The organism is Paenibacillus nitricinens (genome assembly GCF_052056485.1).
Taxonomy (GTDB): Bacteria; Bacillota; Bacilli; order Paenibacillales; family Paenibacillaceae; genus Paenibacillus_AQ; species Paenibacillus_AQ nitricinens.
Map to the genome: position 1 here is coordinate 5,047,282 of NZ_CP183948.1, position 15,731 is coordinate 5,063,012.

The 15,731-nt window shown below is 38.4% G+C and carries 20 protein-coding genes and 1 tRNA gene; 7 read left to right on the forward strand and 14 right to left on the reverse strand.

The genetic code is table 11. The features are described 5' to 3' along the window. Window positions 1-8: 8 nt before the first annotated feature. The 5 genes from ACN6KS_RS22445 to ACN6KS_RS22465 form a co-directional block, all read right to left on the reverse strand. Window positions 9-626, reverse strand: coding sequence for a restriction endonuclease (locus ACN6KS_RS22445; RefSeq protein ID WP_440962433.1), 618 nt, complete (start codon window positions 624-626; stop codon window positions 9-11). Between the two features lie 237 nt (window positions 627-863). After that, window positions 864-2,195, reverse strand: a complete 1,332-nt coding sequence (locus tag ACN6KS_RS22450; RefSeq protein ID WP_440960514.1) for a serine hydrolase domain-containing protein — start codon at window positions 2,193-2,195, stop codon at window positions 864-866. Between the two features lie 310 nt (window positions 2,196-2,505). Beyond that, the gene (locus tag ACN6KS_RS22455; protein ID WP_440960515.1) at window positions 2,506-2,640 is read right to left on the reverse strand and encodes a hypothetical protein; all 135 of its coding nucleotides are present in this window, start codon (window positions 2,638-2,640) and stop codon (window positions 2,506-2,508) included. A 28-nt stretch (window positions 2,641-2,668) separates the two neighbouring features. After that, on the reverse strand, window positions 2,669-3,295 hold the full coding sequence (locus tag ACN6KS_RS22460) for a type 1 glutamine amidotransferase family protein (protein WP_440960516.1): 627 nt from the start codon (window positions 3,293-3,295) through the stop codon (window positions 2,669-2,671). A gap of 113 nt (window positions 3,296-3,408) precedes the next feature. Then, window positions 3,409-4,371, reverse strand: a complete 963-nt coding sequence (locus ACN6KS_RS22465; RefSeq protein ID WP_440960517.1) for a helix-turn-helix transcriptional regulator — start codon at window positions 4,369-4,371, stop codon at window positions 3,409-3,411. A 645-nt stretch (window positions 4,372-5,016) separates the two neighbouring features. On the opposite strand from ACN6KS_RS22465, the gene ACN6KS_RS22470 reads away from it, so the two are divergent. Further along, entirely contained in the window at window positions 5,017-5,403 is a 387-nt protein-coding gene (locus ACN6KS_RS22470; protein ID WP_440960518.1) for a hypothetical protein, read from the forward strand. A gap of 557 nt (window positions 5,404-5,960) precedes the next feature. Here ACN6KS_RS22470 and ACN6KS_RS22475 read toward each other — a convergent pair. Next, window positions 5,961-6,037 (reverse strand) — tRNA-Ile (locus ACN6KS_RS22475). A gap of 271 nt (window positions 6,038-6,308) precedes the next feature. On the opposite strand from ACN6KS_RS22475, the gene ACN6KS_RS22480 reads away from it, so the two are divergent. After that, complete coding sequence (locus tag ACN6KS_RS22480) at window positions 6,309-7,361, forward strand: MBL fold metallo-hydrolase (RefSeq protein WP_440960519.1); 1,053 nt, start codon at window positions 6,309-6,311, stop codon at window positions 7,359-7,361. After that, window positions 7,362-7,577 carry a DUF3006 domain-containing protein gene (locus ACN6KS_RS22485; protein ID WP_440960520.1) on the forward strand — a complete coding sequence of 72 codons (216 nt, stop codon included), beginning with the start codon at window positions 7,362-7,364 and terminating at the stop codon, window positions 7,575-7,577. A 36-nt stretch (window positions 7,578-7,613) separates the two neighbouring features. Here ACN6KS_RS22485 and ACN6KS_RS22490 read toward each other — a convergent pair whose 3' ends face one another. Next, window positions 7,614-7,832, reverse strand: a complete 219-nt coding sequence (locus ACN6KS_RS22490; RefSeq protein ID WP_440960521.1) for a YolD-like family protein — start codon at window positions 7,830-7,832, stop codon at window positions 7,614-7,616. A gap of 1,027 nt (window positions 7,833-8,859) precedes the next feature. On the opposite strand from ACN6KS_RS22490, the gene ACN6KS_RS22495 reads away from it, so the two are divergent. From ACN6KS_RS22495 to ACN6KS_RS22505, 3 genes are read left to right on the forward strand one after another with little or no spacing between them, the layout of a single operon-like run. Beyond that, window positions 8,860-9,630 (forward strand): S8 family peptidase, encoded by a 771-nt coding sequence (locus tag ACN6KS_RS22495; protein ID WP_440960522.1) that lies wholly within the window; start codon window positions 8,860-8,862, stop codon window positions 9,628-9,630. Between the two features lie 21 nt (window positions 9,631-9,651). Continuing rightward, a complete protein-coding gene (locus ACN6KS_RS22500) occupies window positions 9,652-10,512 on the forward strand; it encodes an SAR2788 family putative toxin (RefSeq protein ID WP_440960523.1) in 861 nt (286 codons plus the stop codon). A 9-nt stretch (window positions 10,513-10,521) separates the two neighbouring features. Beyond that, a complete protein-coding gene (locus ACN6KS_RS22505) occupies window positions 10,522-11,046 on the forward strand; it encodes a hypothetical protein (RefSeq protein ID WP_440960524.1) in 525 nt (174 codons plus the stop codon). 97 nt (window positions 11,047-11,143) lie between these two features. Here ACN6KS_RS22505 and ACN6KS_RS22510 read toward each other — a convergent pair whose 3' ends face one another. The 4 genes from ACN6KS_RS22510 to ACN6KS_RS22525 all read right to left on the reverse strand — a co-directional run bounded on the left by ACN6KS_RS22510 (window position 11,144) and on the right by ACN6KS_RS22525 (window position 13,771). Then, entirely contained in the window at window positions 11,144-11,359 is a 216-nt protein-coding gene (locus tag ACN6KS_RS22510) for a hypothetical protein (protein WP_440960525.1), read from the reverse strand. Window positions 11,360-11,622: 263 nt separating this feature from the next. Then, window positions 11,623-12,444 carry a hypothetical protein gene (locus tag ACN6KS_RS22515; protein ID WP_440960526.1) on the reverse strand — a complete coding sequence of 274 codons (822 nt, stop codon included), beginning with the start codon at window positions 12,442-12,444 and terminating at the stop codon, window positions 11,623-11,625. Between the two features lie 138 nt (window positions 12,445-12,582). Next, window positions 12,583-13,464, reverse strand: coding sequence for a hypothetical protein (locus ACN6KS_RS22520; protein WP_440960527.1), 882 nt, complete (start codon window positions 13,462-13,464; stop codon window positions 12,583-12,585). Window positions 13,465-13,555: 91 nt separating this feature from the next. Next, window positions 13,556-13,771 (reverse strand): hypothetical protein, encoded by a 216-nt coding sequence (locus ACN6KS_RS22525; RefSeq protein WP_440960528.1) that lies wholly within the window; start codon window positions 13,769-13,771, stop codon window positions 13,556-13,558. A 335-nt stretch (window positions 13,772-14,106) separates the two neighbouring features. Here ACN6KS_RS22525 and ACN6KS_RS22530 point away from each other — a divergent pair, with 335 nt between their 5' ends. Then, window positions 14,107-14,322 (forward strand): hypothetical protein, encoded by a 216-nt coding sequence (locus ACN6KS_RS22530; RefSeq protein WP_440960529.1) that lies wholly within the window; start codon window positions 14,107-14,109, stop codon window positions 14,320-14,322. 60 nt (window positions 14,323-14,382) lie between these two features. Here the strand turns inward: ACN6KS_RS22530 and ACN6KS_RS22535 are convergent, their stop codons facing one another. The 3 genes from ACN6KS_RS22535 to ACN6KS_RS22545 are packed head-to-tail and all read right to left on the reverse strand — an operon-like array spanning window position 14,383 to window position 15,643. Then, window positions 14,383-15,081 (reverse strand): M15 family metallopeptidase, encoded by a 699-nt coding sequence (locus ACN6KS_RS22535; RefSeq protein ID WP_440960530.1) that lies wholly within the window; start codon window positions 15,079-15,081, stop codon window positions 14,383-14,385. Further along, window positions 15,081-15,347: a phage holin family protein gene (locus ACN6KS_RS22540; protein WP_440960531.1), complete on the reverse strand. Its 267-nt coding sequence runs from the start codon at window positions 15,345-15,347 to the stop codon at window positions 15,081-15,083. The genes ACN6KS_RS22535 and ACN6KS_RS22540 overlap by 1 nt, the downstream gene beginning before the upstream one ends. Then, entirely contained in the window at window positions 15,347-15,643 is a 297-nt protein-coding gene (locus ACN6KS_RS22545; RefSeq protein ID WP_440960532.1) for a hypothetical protein, read from the reverse strand. The genes ACN6KS_RS22540 and ACN6KS_RS22545 overlap by 1 nt, the downstream gene beginning before the upstream one ends. Window positions 15,644-15,731 lie beyond the last annotated feature (88 nt).

Below are 15,731 nucleotides of genomic sequence, written 5' to 3' on the forward strand. Positions count from 1 at the left end.
AGAACTATCTATTTCTTCGCAACCCATCGTTTTTCAACTTTGAAGTCCTTCTTAATTACTTTATTGCTATTCATGTAATTATCCCATGACTCCAGTATAATCCTGGGCTCTGACTCAAGGATATCCTTCGCTTTATCAATCTGCCCTGACTTGAAAAAGTTTATAATTTCTATAAGGTCACTTCTACTATGTAATCTTACGGCGTTATAACTAGCAAGCTCTTCACACGCAGAGGTATATTGATTTGAGGATATTACCATGGACTTCTTTGCCTTGTAATATCTCATGGAACTATAGACCTCTTGAACAGCTCCTAACCCTACTGGATAGGAATAACGCTTTGCCTGAACGACATTTCGAACCCCCTCCCCGTCTGTAAACACTAAGTCAGATCCAAAATCTCTGCCTCTTCTCGTTTTATATGTATCACTATAACCCATGGCCAAAAATAAACGATACAGATATTCTATAAAGCCAGTTCCGTCTTCCATTTGGTCTATGTCCTGGATCGTAATCTTAAGTGGATCAATTACTATACTTTGGGAAGGACAGCTCTTCTTCCTTGATAAAACTTTGAATACAAAAACAGCAGTAATGATAGCAAGAATAACCAACAAAATTATCATTTTTGTCAACCAGCAACCCCCATTAATATAAGAACCTCGCCAATGCCGGCGAGGTTCTTCCAAATTGCAATGCCATTACTTCCAAACCCTATAACCTTAATATAAATTATTTGGAACATTATGTATATATTACCGGTAAGAAAAAGTCCTAGACTACTGTTGGTTTATTGAACTAACATTTCCCGTTAGTTGAACGATCCGAACACCAAATGAATTTGAGCTTTTGTTGTTAACCAACTACAACATTGCCTGAAATTCCTGTAACCTACTAGAAATTGAGATACTATCAGGAAATATTGCAGAGGCACAATTCAGAATTCGGAAGGCGTCTTCCTTATGGCCACTCCACGTTAATGCTTCAGTGATTCGTATAAATTCAAATTCCATTAAATAGTGTTTATCTTGTTCCATCCTCATGATGCGGTGATATTCTTCCATCGCATTGTCTACTCCATTAGATACAGCTAAAGCTGCAACTTTTTGAGCAATAGATCGCTTGATGTGGGTAATGTTCGAACCAAGCAATAGATCAAGAATTGGATAGAGAGCGCTCCCCAGCCAAACATAGTCGCAATTGGTCATAATAGAAACCGCAATATTTTCATCGGGAAGAAGGAACAGATTGCTCAAAAAACCGGTATCCCATCCTGAATGCGAGATGATACGCAAACCCTTATATTCTCCCAGAAACCAGCCTAATCCAATCTGTGCATTTTCTTGACCGTAACTAGTTGTTGTATGTGGCTTCCACATTTCATCATAGCTGCCGGATTGTAATAATTGATAGCCATTTCCTGCAGTTCCGCGGTTTTGATGCATTAGCAGATATCGGCACATATCTCCAGCATTAGTATATAAGGTTGAACTGGGGCCATGTGCCCTGTTGTACGGAAACACATCACTAACATAGCCACCATAACCATTGGAAGTACCCAAAATATGAGGTGCAGCTAGATGAGTTTCAATTTCCAGTTTCAGAAATGAACTGGACCGCATTCCAATTGGTGTAAGAATGTTGTTTTTCATATATTCCTCAAAGCTCATTCCGCTAACTTTTGCGATCATGTCTCCCAAAATTTCATATCCGATATTACTATAGGCAAAGTTATCGCCAGGCTCGCTCAGTAACTTGTGACGATAAACACCTTTTACATATCTTTCAAGACTTTGCTCATCATATTCAGGACGGTCCCATCCGTAATCTTCTTCATCCGGCATCCCCGAGGTATGGCTCATAAGCTGCCTTATTGAAAGATTGCGAAATCGCTCGTCCTCCATCTTAAAATACGGTAGATAATGGGTGATCGGTGAATCTAGATCTACTTTGCCACGCTCAACTAATTGCATGATGGCTGTAGCAACGAAGGTTTTAGAAACTGAGGCTTGGTGAAATAAGGTACTCCTGATAAGGGGATCACCTGTCGATACATTTGCTGTTCCATATTCACCAGTAAATAAAATCTGGTTGTCCCTCACTATTCCGACTGCTAAACCTGGAAACTGTTCATTTTCTACGAAATCTGCTAGCATTTCATGTAACAAACTCCCTATATTCAGATTATTAATCAATTTAACCCCCCAAAAATATTCGGCATCAAACTGTTAAATTCCCTTTAGTAATAGGTTTATTTTACCATAATGCCAATGCTTTTTTTGGTAGAGAATGATTATACTTATTTATGTATCCTGCCCCTTAGCTTAGTGCCCTCGACAGTCTAGTATCTTTTTCCCGTGTTTATCAAGACCTAGATTTTAGGAAAGTCAGATATAATAAAGGGTTCCACATATTATACATGACTAATATGTGGAACCCTTTATGCTTAATTATTATACTCCGTTAGAATTCCTGTGGAACGAATATTTTAAGTCACATTGTTACTCATGTGGCATCTTGTCCATATCCATATCCATATACAACACACTGTTCTAAATGGTGTAATAGATGTAAAGTCTTTGGGTGTTCCATTCTAGTATATTTACCTGACACTCCCATATCTTTTATGTTTTCAGTCATTTTTACTCCTCCTTAAATGCTGATACCTTCATTCTGTTGAATTCATCAACTCATAGTAATATTTAGAATCATTAGTCTTATTAAGGCTATACCAGGCGTCTAATGTTTTTGGAGAAAACACATCCAAAGCTTTCAAGATGTGTGCAGAAAATTCCAACGGAGCTATTCCAGATGCTGTGATCAGTTTTCCATCAGTTACAGCAGACTCCATTTTGTAATACTTTTCTCCTGTATAAGTGGGACAGATCATTTTAAGGTATTCCAGATCATTGCTTGTATGCCCACGTGAATTCAGCAATCCTGTCTGGGCAAGTCCCATTGTAGCACCACAAATCGCTGCAACCCATATACCTTCCCTTAAACACCTCTCAGCAATTTTTAAGAGGGGGTGGTGAATGGTTTCTGTCCATGTATCTCCACCGGGTAAAATCAATAGATCTGATCTTTCAATGCTGCACTCATCCAATTTGATGTCAGGCAGTATTGTAAGTCCGCCCATTGTAGTTACTGGAGTCTTATCAATTCCCACGGTAACTATTTTTGATGGGGCCAGCCCCTTTTTATAATATCTTCCCGAGTTCAGTTCGGCAGTTAAGTAGCCTATTTCCCAGTCTGCCATTGTGTCAAACACATAAAGATATACCGTATTATTCATTTGCAAGTTCTCCTTATTTTACAATTCATCAAGTGATACCAACCATCCATCGGTAATCAATGATTATCATCATTATAAAATAGCTTCACTGACATCCCCTGTCAGTGAAGCTATTAAAGTTGATAATATTCCATTAACTCCGACACAAGAACAACAAGTTTTTCCTTCAAACTCTGTGGTTCGATTACTTGAATGGATTTCCCGTAGGATAAGAGAAATGAAGGAACATAGGTATGAATTGATGTTTCCTCAAGTAAAAAGATTGCTTGATTTGATGTACGCTCTTTCAGATGATGCCCCAAAAACCAATGCAGGCATAAGTCATCCAACGCCTCTGACCTACCTTCGATAATTAAAGCAATTAACCCGTCCTTGCCGACTAAATCAGGTAATAGATTTTGCAAAAAAAATTCCCGAGCCAAAAAAGCTTCGGAACGCTTAAATATGTTTTGAGTACGCTTGATTTGTAAAATCCGTTCTACCCGAAAGCAGCGGATCTCATTTCTCAGGTGGCAGAATGCAACAATATACCATTTATTGTTCCAGTAAACCATTCCATAGGGATCTATCACCCTAGTCTTGGGTTGATCATCACGGCGTGTGCGATAATCAATTTCTACAGAGAATTCGTTTGCTACAGCTTGCTCCAATTCCACCAATACTGGCTGAATAGAAGGGTCTCCCATACGGTTTATAACTTCAAATCCGGCTAAATGACGGCTGAGAACACTTTCCTGTTCCTGATTCGAATACATTTTCAATTTGGATGTCGCATTACCTAATGCCTCACTCAAAGGGTATCCGGCTTCTTTTGCAAAAACAGCAGCATGAAGAAGTGCTTTTTTTTCTTCAATATCAAATAGCAGAGGTGCTCTGATAAAATTATTCAGCAAGCTATACCCGCCATTATGACCAGTGTCGGATATTATAGGCACTCCACTGGCACCTAGCGCATCAATATACCGATAGACTGTCCTTATATTTATTTCTAGCTTTTCGGATATTTGTTTTGCGGTCATTTTAACGCCCGAATTCAGCATCCATAGGATTGCCAGCATATTATCGTTTTTTGGCATCACATATACCTCATCTTTTATTAGGATCTCTCTAAATTATTAGCTTTGCGAATCGCTTGCATCCCTTTATTCATCAATCTTTCAGTCTTTCAATCCTCACGTAGCATTTAATGTGTGTCGACTCCCGTAACTTAAACAACAATCTGCAATTTTTAACATTGCTGCTTTTACTCTCAACTCAACTTTCTGCTTACCACAACTTGTGATACAGTTCACCGAGTATGATCTTAAACTATGCTGCCCGTTAGCCAAAAAGTGAGACTGCTTGCTTGTTCGGCTAGATGTTTCCGGTTCATTACGACCACATAGATGATTTGCTTCACCGCATCCTTCCCTTTCAACTCCTTGCCTCGCAGCTGCAGCAGTCCACCTATCGAACACTCACGGTTGCAGTAACCATTATCCTAGAAAATATACTGCCAAACTCTCTCATGAGTTCCACGCGATTTCGAAAACTACCACGCCCGATCCATATCCTCTCACCCCTTAATAGATTGGTATTGTGGTGTTTCTTCGTACTGTGCAACAATCACTATGGCTCTCCATGAAAAGCTCCACCAAGCGAACGGACAGATTAGCGCAACTTCTCTAAAATCCTTTCGTCTTATAGTAAAGGGAATTATTGATAAAATTGGAGGTGGTACATTGCTAAATAGAATTATTTTACTCATCCTCTCGTCTATTTCATTATTCTTAACTGTCTCTTGTAGTCAGGAAGCAAGCATAGACATAGGTGATGCAGTCGATAAATCCGAGAAGTATTTTAGGCAACTTGATGAGATAGGTACTACAGCATCTTCATACGATGGTAAAAAAGATCTTAAATTCAGGTTGATGGTTGAAGGGAATCCTACTGAGACTGAAGCAACTAATTTTTTCAATCGCATATTGGACGTTATTGCTAAGTATTCGAATCATTCAGATGTTTGGGATTTTTACAATGGATATTTTGATATCACGAATTATGACCAGGGAGTTATTTATGAAGGTACGAAGCTAATTGGTGAAGAATTAAAAGTCCAGACCAAGTGAAGTTTTCATCCCACTAAGGGAGAACGTCAGTTCAAAAACACAGCGGCAGTCTTTTCTTTATTTTCTCGTTCAGACTGCCGCAAAAGGCTGGGTTTTCTCACTGTGCTATCCCTCCCTTACTGCGCCGTTTGCGTCGACGGCGTAGCAACTCAGTTTTAACCTCCTGCTAGTGAACCGACTGTACTTGTGCGAAAAGCAAGAGTCAAAAAAATTAGATTCCACCATCAGCGACAGCGACATACACATCCATCATTCTAGTTGGCGATCGGAATAAATCCAAAAGTAGCTGCGGAACGACTGGCGACTGGGTATGACTCCAGCGATGTTCAACGAACGATATTCACACCCACTCCCGATCATGCAAGAAGAAGCCGCTGACAAATAGAAGCGGAACTGCAAAAATACGCTGAAAAACAACTCGAACCTGTGGATAAATCATTCCCGTTAGCAAATCCGTTAGCAAACTTAAAATCCCGGCCTTTCCCCATCCTATTTTCTTTATATCACTAATCCTACAGACAGCAAAAAACCCTTACAAAGTAAGGGTTTTTGATAAGTGGGCCCTGAGGGACTCGAACCCCCGACCAATCGGTTATGAGCCGACCGCTCTAACCAACTGATATAGAGGAAAGGCATAAATGCCTTAAACTCTATTCAAAAACTCTTGTTTTTATTGGGATTAGCTAATATCGATTAAACTTAATTAAAATGAGTTTGTGACCAAATTTGTGACCAATGTGCCCTTCTATATCCTCATTTTTTCAGACTATATAATAGAAGAACAAATTAATTTTTCGTACGAACACAACCAAGATAAATTAAATAGTTACGAAATCAAGTAGAAAATATTACCTTATTCTGATAGACTACTCCCAGAATCATACATTGGGGGTATTTATTTTTTTATGAAAAGAATTATTGTACCAATCTTCATGTCACTTGTTTTATTGTTGATGCCTGTACTTGCTGAGGCACATCCAGGACGCACAGATGCAAATGGCGGTCATTATTGTCGCACAAATTGCGCAAAGTGGGGACTGAAAGATGGAGAATACCATTACCACAATGGTGGAAGTTCAGATTCAAAACCAGCTGCCACTGCTAAACCAGCTGTTAAACCTACTCCGAAACCAACAGTAAAGCCTACTGCTACGCCAGCTCCAACTTTGCTTTTACCAAAGAAACAGAACATTGGTACTCTTCAGGTCTACTTTTTCGATGTCGGACAAGGTGACTCTACTCTAATTCGGACTCCGAATAATCAATATGTCCTCATTGACGGAGGTAATAACGATCAGGGTAAGAATGTAGTAAAGTACCTAGATGCTCTTGGTGTAAAGACACTTGATGCCCTGGTTGCGACACATCCTGACGCAGATCATATTGGTGGGTTAGATGATGTTCTCAAAGCGCTGGATGTTAAATCGGTCTACGCACCAAAGGTATCACATACCACTGAAACATACAAAGATTTTTTAACCGCTGTGAAGAATGAAGGACGTACCATCAAAGCAGTGACTAAAGGTGTTACTATTCCTTTAACTGGTGTTGAGGCAAAGTTTCTGGCTCCTATTAGATCGTATGGGGATAATCTTAACGACTGGAGTGCTGTCTTAAAGGTCACCTATAAGAACAAGTCCTTCCTCTTTACTGGTGATGCTGAAAAGGCTTCTGAGAACGATATGTTAGCCGATGGCATGAATTTAAAAGCTGATGTATTAAAAGTCGGCCATCACGGTTCCAATAGTTCAACTAGCAAAGCATTCATCGACGCCGTTAAACCACAGTATGCGGTAATAAGTGTCGGTAAAAACAACTACGGGCATCCAGATTCCGGGATTCTTACAAGGTTAAAAAATGCGAATACTTCAGTGTTACGAACTGATCAAAAAGGTACAATTACTGCAATAAGTGATGGAAATAAAATCACCTTTACATCGACTAAGGGGGGCAAGTAAATGCAGAAAGGAATCATTGATCGTTTCGAGGGTGAGTATGCCGTCATTGAATTTGATGGTAGAACCGAAGATGTCCTTAGATCAGAACTACCTGCGGAGGTTAAGCCTGGAGACACGCTTATTTTCGAAGAAGGCAAGGTCATAGTTGATACTGAGGCTACAGCCTCGCGGAAAGAAGAAATCGATAGTTTAATGGATGAGTTATTTGAGGAATAATAGTTATGCCCCGGTGAAAGCATCCGGGGCATTTTTTTATGTTGTCACCTGAATCACATCGTCAATATTAATCAAGTCATAATCATTTTCCATTTGCAGCTTACTCCGTCGTAGCTGCCTGTCTATGGCCATCCCAACTCCCCGGATCTTAATATCTTGAACGGGTTCAAACTGAGTGATTGTTATCTGCTTCCGATGCCGTTTCGAGTAAGCAAGCGCTCGATCAATCAATTCCCACTCCTGTGCGTCAAGCACCGGCTTTTTACAGTCCCTCCACTGCTACCCCCGCTCATCACTGATAATTCGAAGCTTATGCTCCGGTAGCATTATTCTGCTGCAATCCCAAATATTCTCCAGTTTCTTAACCATGATGTCTGCACTCCTAGTAATTTGTCCAGTAATCTATATGACCACCGTCCAAGCCCCATGAAACTGATGTTGATCGATCCTCTGTTCGCTCCCATCCCTCAACGAAAACTGCACTCTCTGATGGTTTCTTAATCTCCCACAGAATGTAGTTATTTTCTGTAAATTCCTGCAGCCCAGATCGGATCTTCTATGGTGTCCGCCCACTCTTTGTCTCCAGTACCTCTAGCGTAGGCATGTACCCATGATGCAACGAGCAATGCCGCATAATCATCAGCAACTTTCGGCCCGTATCACTAAGCATAGCGCTTCTCTTACATTGGCTAAGCAAGGATATTTGCTACCAAGAATACGCGCTGTGCTCCAGTGGATAAGCATGTTGCTCGGATACGATCTCCTAGAATCCCCATTACTTCAATTTTACGTTGAGATATCTTCCCTGATTTATCTTGATACACTATTTCATTCAACGATCCGCTCTATACATCTTTTTTGATCCTTAACTAATGTAATAAAATCACTTTCAATCAGATTGCTAGAAAGCAATTTTAGTAATGGATATGAAATATAAAAATATCAAATATGTATATATTATGATATTTTTATATTATTTTTTATTTATTTTCCAAATTTGTATTTACTAAAACATTTTTGCATAATACAATAAATTGGAAATCCGAAGAAATTTACCTAAATTTAAGAGGAGAGGATTATATTAGAAAATAAACATAAAATTTCAATTGCGGTATTGATAATCTTTACAGTTTGGCTCTGTTTAGCATTTTCATCTTTCAAACATTCTAGTGATATCCATTATCAAATAGTTAGCCCTAAAGAAGCCAGTGTCATCAATTTTGATAAGAAACAGCAAGTACCTTGGGGAGTTCTCTATCAAAATCAAAAGATCTCGTACACCTTGACTAACAAAATCTCTAAAGTGATTAAAGTAGCTATTATGGATAGTGGGATTGATGAGCAACATGAAGATTTAAAGAACACATCCATAATTCAATACAATGCTGTTGATTTGGAAGAGCCAGTTTTTGATAAATTAGGTCATGGAACTGCAATAGCAGGTATCATTGCTGCAAATGACAATGAATTCGGATTAGTAGGGGTTTCCCCTCATGTTAAGATTTTATCTATTAAAGTATTAAATGATGAAGGTAAAGGTGAAATTGAGAGTTTTGTGAGAGGTATTGAATGGGCTATCGATCACGATGCGGATATTATTAATATGAGTTTTGGAATCATGAGAGATGATCCACAATTAAAGACAGCCGTTGAGAAAGCACTCAAACATGGAGTTATTGTTGTTGCTGCGGTGGGTAATAAGATGGGTTCAGAGGTTGAGTTTCCAGCAGCATATAAGGAGGTTGTTTCCGTTACAGGGATAGACAGCACAGAAAATATTTTTAGCCTAGCGTCTAGAGGAAAAGTTGACTTTAGTGCACCTGGCAAAGATATTCTTAGCTTGGCTCCAAATGACCAATATGCTGTTTATAACGGGACTTCTTTTGCTACTGCTCATATCACTGGAACTATTGCAAATCTACTCCTGATTAACGACTATTCTAAGAACGAAAATATTAATACTTTTATTAAAAATGATTTAACGAGCCTTTCAAAAGATCTGGGCAACAAAGGATACGACAATGTTTATGGAAACGGTTCCTTATCAAACTAACTTAATGAAAGAGGGATAAAATTGAACAAAAAAAGATCTATTATTAAGCCTATTATTTCAACACTACTCTCCTTTGCTATTATGTTTTGTTTCGTAATCCAACCACAAGCATATGCTAAGAGTGAGCGGTCAGACGAAATATCTCCTAATTTTCATGTTATAACTAAAGATGAGAATAAAGTGGAAGTTGAAGCAAGATATTCTACTGGCAATTCCGATATGTTCCGCAGTTTTGGAAAAACTGAACAAAATGACTCAGATATAGTCGGTGTTATGACTGTAGATAAAAAAGAAGCAGAGATGACACTAGTAACAAACGAAAAATCAGAAGATGGATCCTCAAACGAAACAGTCTATGAAGTATTGATACATAGTATTAATGACGATGGAGAAATGAATGCTACATTCACAAATTTAGAAACTAATGAGAGTTTTTTGGTTGAACAGGATAAATTACAAGCTTCCTTTGTAATACCAATCGGTGTTATTATTGGAGAAGCCTTGCTTGGGTATTTGCTTAGTATAGGAGCAGCCTTAGTTGTAGCGTACGAAACTATTAGTGTGATTACCGAAGTAAGAGATATCTTAAAGAAAGATCAAAGATACCATCACTATACCGCTCGAATTTTAGGTGGAAATCTTTATGTGGGCAATGCAATAGACTTGTCAGAAGCAGCTGCAAGGATAGTGAATCCTATATTTACTGTAAATACCAAAAATGTCTGGTCTACAAGCGCACCATTAGCAGATGCGGTTGCGAGATTGGCGGGTGGTGGGAATACACCTAAAGGTCCAGAGGTAACTTGCGATCAGCTTCCAGGTAATTTTTACTACGCCCATTATCATACGTATAATAGAGATGGAGGACATTCTTTCTTTTAAGGAGATATAATGCTAAAACAATTAGATGAAAATTTCAAAGCATCTGGTCTACCATCAAATTACACCTTAGACCAAGCAGAACAGTTACTTCAAAAAAATTACAATGCTATTGAACTAAGTAAAGAAGATTTTAAAAGTCTACAAAAAGATCCAGATGCTAAGTACGATCACATTGCAAAGTGCTATAAAATAGTGGACACAAAGTTACTTTATTCAATTTATACTCAGGATGAGAAACAGGATTTATCTGAAATGATCTTATATCTTAATAGTTTGGTTAACGATAATAGAGGATCGTCAGAAAATTCTGAAAGTGAACTTATGTGGAAAGATATACAAGAAGGAAGACGAATCAATATTGTACTAGAAAGTGTAGATAACAACTCTATATCTTCATTTACTATGCAAGGTTTGTCTCAAAAAATTCTGAATGATCTAATTATATTGAAGGGTATTCCAAATGAATATTGTGTACTAGGCAATCCTCATTATGAATATTACCTGAATGTACTGCATAATGCAGGAAAAATATAATGAACATTTCACTGAACTTAATTTCATTACTAAATTAATTAAATAAAAAAATCCCCCGTCGACCACTTAAGGTTGACGGGGTGTTTGTTATACATACTTATGCCAAAACCATCCTAAACTCAAATTCACTTCTCATGTAATAAGCATCATTAACCTTAACGCTAACGGGGCTCCATTTCTGGACTGGACCCTCACAATCAATTATGCAGCCAGCCAGATCACCACGCCGTTCAAGTATATCCACTTGAGACTGTGACAAAGCAGCCGTTAGAAATTCAGAGTCTGTCTTTAGGACTTTGTATATATTGCTCAATACGGTCACTCCTATGTATTAAATTGAAGTGTTACTTTATGTACGCTCTAAATTCAAATCGTTCCCGTTCGAACTGTCTCCAGTAATTTTGATGAACTCTAGAGTACCCTTCTACTTCTGCCGTAGTCCATGAGGTGACAAATCGAATCCGGATGTTTCCTCCTGACATCATACTGACACTACGCATTGCGAGATAAATGCCGTAAGAAAGTCAGCCTCTCTCTCCAAATCTTTTTATGTAGTTCTCATGTATCACCATCAAACTATATGTTAAATTCTATTGTACTTTCGGGAATTTTAGGTACTTTTAACAAATAGATTTTCTCTTCTAAGACTTTTTTGCGCTCCAATGTTCTATATATTGTTGCATTATCAGTTACTTCTTTATTTCCTAAGAGAATATAATCATTATCTATCGGGTAATATATGAACCATTTTATAGAAGTTTCTTTTTCTGTAATATAAAAATATTCATCCAAAAAACGATTGAATTTATCAAATAATAGTTTTGCAGTGTGTCGAGTGAATGTTACCAGAACACCACTAATAAACATTAAAAAAAGTATTAACCCAAGAATAAGCAACCATAAGTCTCCTGTTAGATTTATATTGGTTGCGTCTGATTCGTTCAACAAAACAACTGCCAAATATCCTGGTATTATCATAAATAAACACAATATATGTACGAACAGAATACTAACGGAAATCAAAGCTGTAGTTCCTCTTTTCAACTTCCTGTCCAAAAAATTTTCATTAGTTAAAGATATGTACATCAACACAATATAACTTACAACAGCAACAGATATGAACACCAATACAGCTGAATGAGTAATACCATATTCATAGAAAAAAGGTGTTAAAAAACAAAATGCCAATACTGCGAATAGGGTTTGCATTAAATATTGTATTAAGTTAACAAATAGTCTCTTTTCCTTTGTAAAGAGTAATCTCTCAACCTTTGTGGATGTTAATGAAGTTACAACCTGTATTTTTCTAAGATATGTAACTATTGAACCAATAATTAATACAAAACTTCCCCATCCTAGTGCCTTTATCAAAGGAATTTCAGCTAACTGACTCCACAACTACAATCCACCCCATTTATAAACTTTTGAGTTATTATATTTCATTTGGAATATTATGTATATGTACTCTATATCATCAAAAACAAAATTTTTCCAGAAACAAAAACCCCCCACCTAATACAAGGTAGGGAGACTATTTTATTCTAATGGCCGGAAAGCAATGAATCTTCTCATTTCACCTCTTCTATTTCTTAAATCAATAAGAAGATGATCAATGGCAGTAATAGGTTGTGTATGGCGATCTATCCCTTGAACTCTTAATTTTCTTAAATCGGTACGGGACATGCTTCCAGCTCCATCTTCATCACTCCAGTAATTAAGTTCCAAAATTTCTTTTACCGGTAGATTGATTAGGCTATTGGCTATAGGAGATCTTCTAAGATCTCCAGCTCCTCCCCTACCCGGTGCTTTCAGAACCATTTCATGAGTTTCGCTTTCATCAGCGTTCCAACCATCAATCCAGATTCTATTGATTTCTTCGTCTTCAAAAATTTCAGCGGTATCACGAAGAAGTCTTCCTTGTGGATATAGTTTCACTCGCATAAGGGTGATTCTGTTTTGTTCAAACACTTCAAGAAATTCATCATCAGTTACCTCGCGATTTGTATTGACATAATCGAATTCAACTCCATATGCCAATTCAAATCCGCCTTTAATGATTGTCGCTAAGCGAACAAGCGCCTGCTGCCTACTTAAGTTATTCGCAGGGTATTCGCGATGCTGAATCAAAAGACGTTGCTCTTGTAAATCAATCGCGAAGTACGTGTTAAGATATGGAGCGACATCTGGAACATAAACATTTCTATCGTCGTCCACGGAATTAATATTAGGTGGATATTCCTCACTAAGACAACCGCAAATAAGGTCATTCTCATAATCGATCTCACTCGTAACACAATACTCAAAGCCGTGTTCTCCTGGAATCTTCGCTAGCCCTCGAAGGTATTCAAATAAAACTTGACCGTTGAGCGTTAAATCCCCTGCATAAATCACTTGATACAATCTAAAATCCATATGCATAAATGGACCTATCCTCCTTTTTTGGTAGATAGGTCCATTTTACTGTTAATCTATTACTTTAGCTAGAACTATTTGTCACATTTTATCTTTTTTAGTAGATCACTGCATCTTCTGCATCAATCCATATATCCAAACCATTCTCCGCTTTTATTCTCAACTCTGTCCCTATATCATCATTTTTGATATCAATTACAGTAGCCACCATTCCATAAATCTCAGGGTTACTTGAGGATATTATCTCTACTTTATCATTAACTGCCACTTTAACTCCTCCTTTGTAGTTATACTCCTTTGCTCTATTCTCCATATATTTACCCATCTCCTTCTTGATACATTCCTTTTCTTCAAATATTTTCTAATATCGTATCCATATAATTACCAACATATCCTTAAACAAGGATATTTCTGCAAAAGTCCACCAGTCAAAGCTCGTAGGACAAAAAAGTGACCCCACCAACATTCGGCAGCGTCTAAGTCTATATTATAAGGGGGTTATGTGATTACTATAATCCACTTAGCTTAAATAAGTATGAAGCCAGTCTAAAGATTTGCTGAATTTTATTATTGAAACCACTCAATCAAAATAACGTATAAACTTTAATTTCCAAATTACTACATATACAAAATGGAGGTGGTATAAAGATGAAATTTTTCAGTCTATTACTTGTAGCATTGTCTGCGATTGGAGTAGTTGCCACATTCGGATTCTCAACATTCAGCATAATCATAGGAATTATAGGAGGGATTATTGCAGCATTTGCAATTTCAGGCTACTTGCAGTCTGTCAAACGTGATTACCCTAATGAGAGCTATGAGAACAAACAAGTTAAGTATCAATCGAACTATAATACGTGGTAAGCAAAAGCCCCATCGTAAACTGGTGGGGCTTTTCATATCCACCAAACGCTTTGTAATTTACTACTTAGTAATGATTGTAGCTGTTTTAGTTTCGTTATCAAAAGACACTATGGCACCCAACGCTTTACCGATTGCCGCTAGTGGTACGTAGGTTCTACCCTCAATCAGCACACTATCTTCTTTCAGTTTTTCTCCATTTACTATTGTGTTCGCTTTATCTACCTTCACGTCTTCACACTCCTTCATGTACCTTTCGATTTTTGCCTTTACAATAGCCATAGGCGTTTCAGCAGGCTTCTGACCTGCCCGTAACTGCGAGATTGTGAGCCCAAACGTCATTTGGAAGTGTGGTGCGTCCTTAATAGAGACAAAATCACCACCCCACTTGAAGCCAAGAGCTTTAGCCTCCTGAACTACCTCTGTCCAATCAGCTACCTTGTCACCATCACCATCACGATTAAAATCCCAAGACACCTGTTTCCCGTCCGGTAGTAACAGCGCAAAATCTATAGCTAGTCCATAGTTATGGTAACTGGTGCCTCCCTTGGCATTAGTTACGATTTTGCCTGGCTTTGTCCGCCCCTGCGCATATAGCGCATTTTGTTCAGCTATGGTCCGTAGCCCCTGAGTAATGACTATATTTACTCCTCGGACGTAACAGCGCTCAATCAGGGCTATGGTAGCAGCTTTAACGACTGGCTGCAGCTCGGAGATCCGCGCAGCGGACTTGGCCTTTACTTGGTCTAATGTCAGAGACATTACTTATCACCACTTTTCTTTGCTTGCTTGACCAGTTGATTACCATACACAGCAACTGCACTACATAAAATCGCCTGTAGAACACTGTCTACGTTTAATCCAGTAGTCAGTACAACTAGGATGATTGCGGCTAAAGTAACTGCGTAAATGATTGTCCAATCAGGTACCTTTGGCGTTTGTTTAAGGATATACCCAATCACCCAGCACACGGCGACAACCATCAGCAATTCCGGCTTAATAAAATTTGCAACTGCATTCCATTCCATTACAAATCACCTCTTCTATTTTCTTCGAATCGATCAAGCCGCTTATGGTATTGCTTGGCTGATTCTTCAATACGCGTCACACGCTCTGAAAGTAAATCAAATCTCTGACCTTGTGCTCGCTGCTCTAACCGCATATCATCCACACCTCGCTTGATGTACTCAACGTCAGTACGTAGTGACGCGCCATTACCAGCCTCTTGTGCAACATCCTTTTTAAATGCAGATGTTCTGGTTACCCACCCTAATACAACACCGCTTACTGCTGCTACTAATGCTGTGATCGTTGTAATCTCCACTACCTTCCCCCCTTGTATAAATAGCCCCCGTAACTGCTACGAGGGCAAAATAAAAACGCCTACTATGGGCGTAATAGATTGGAATATT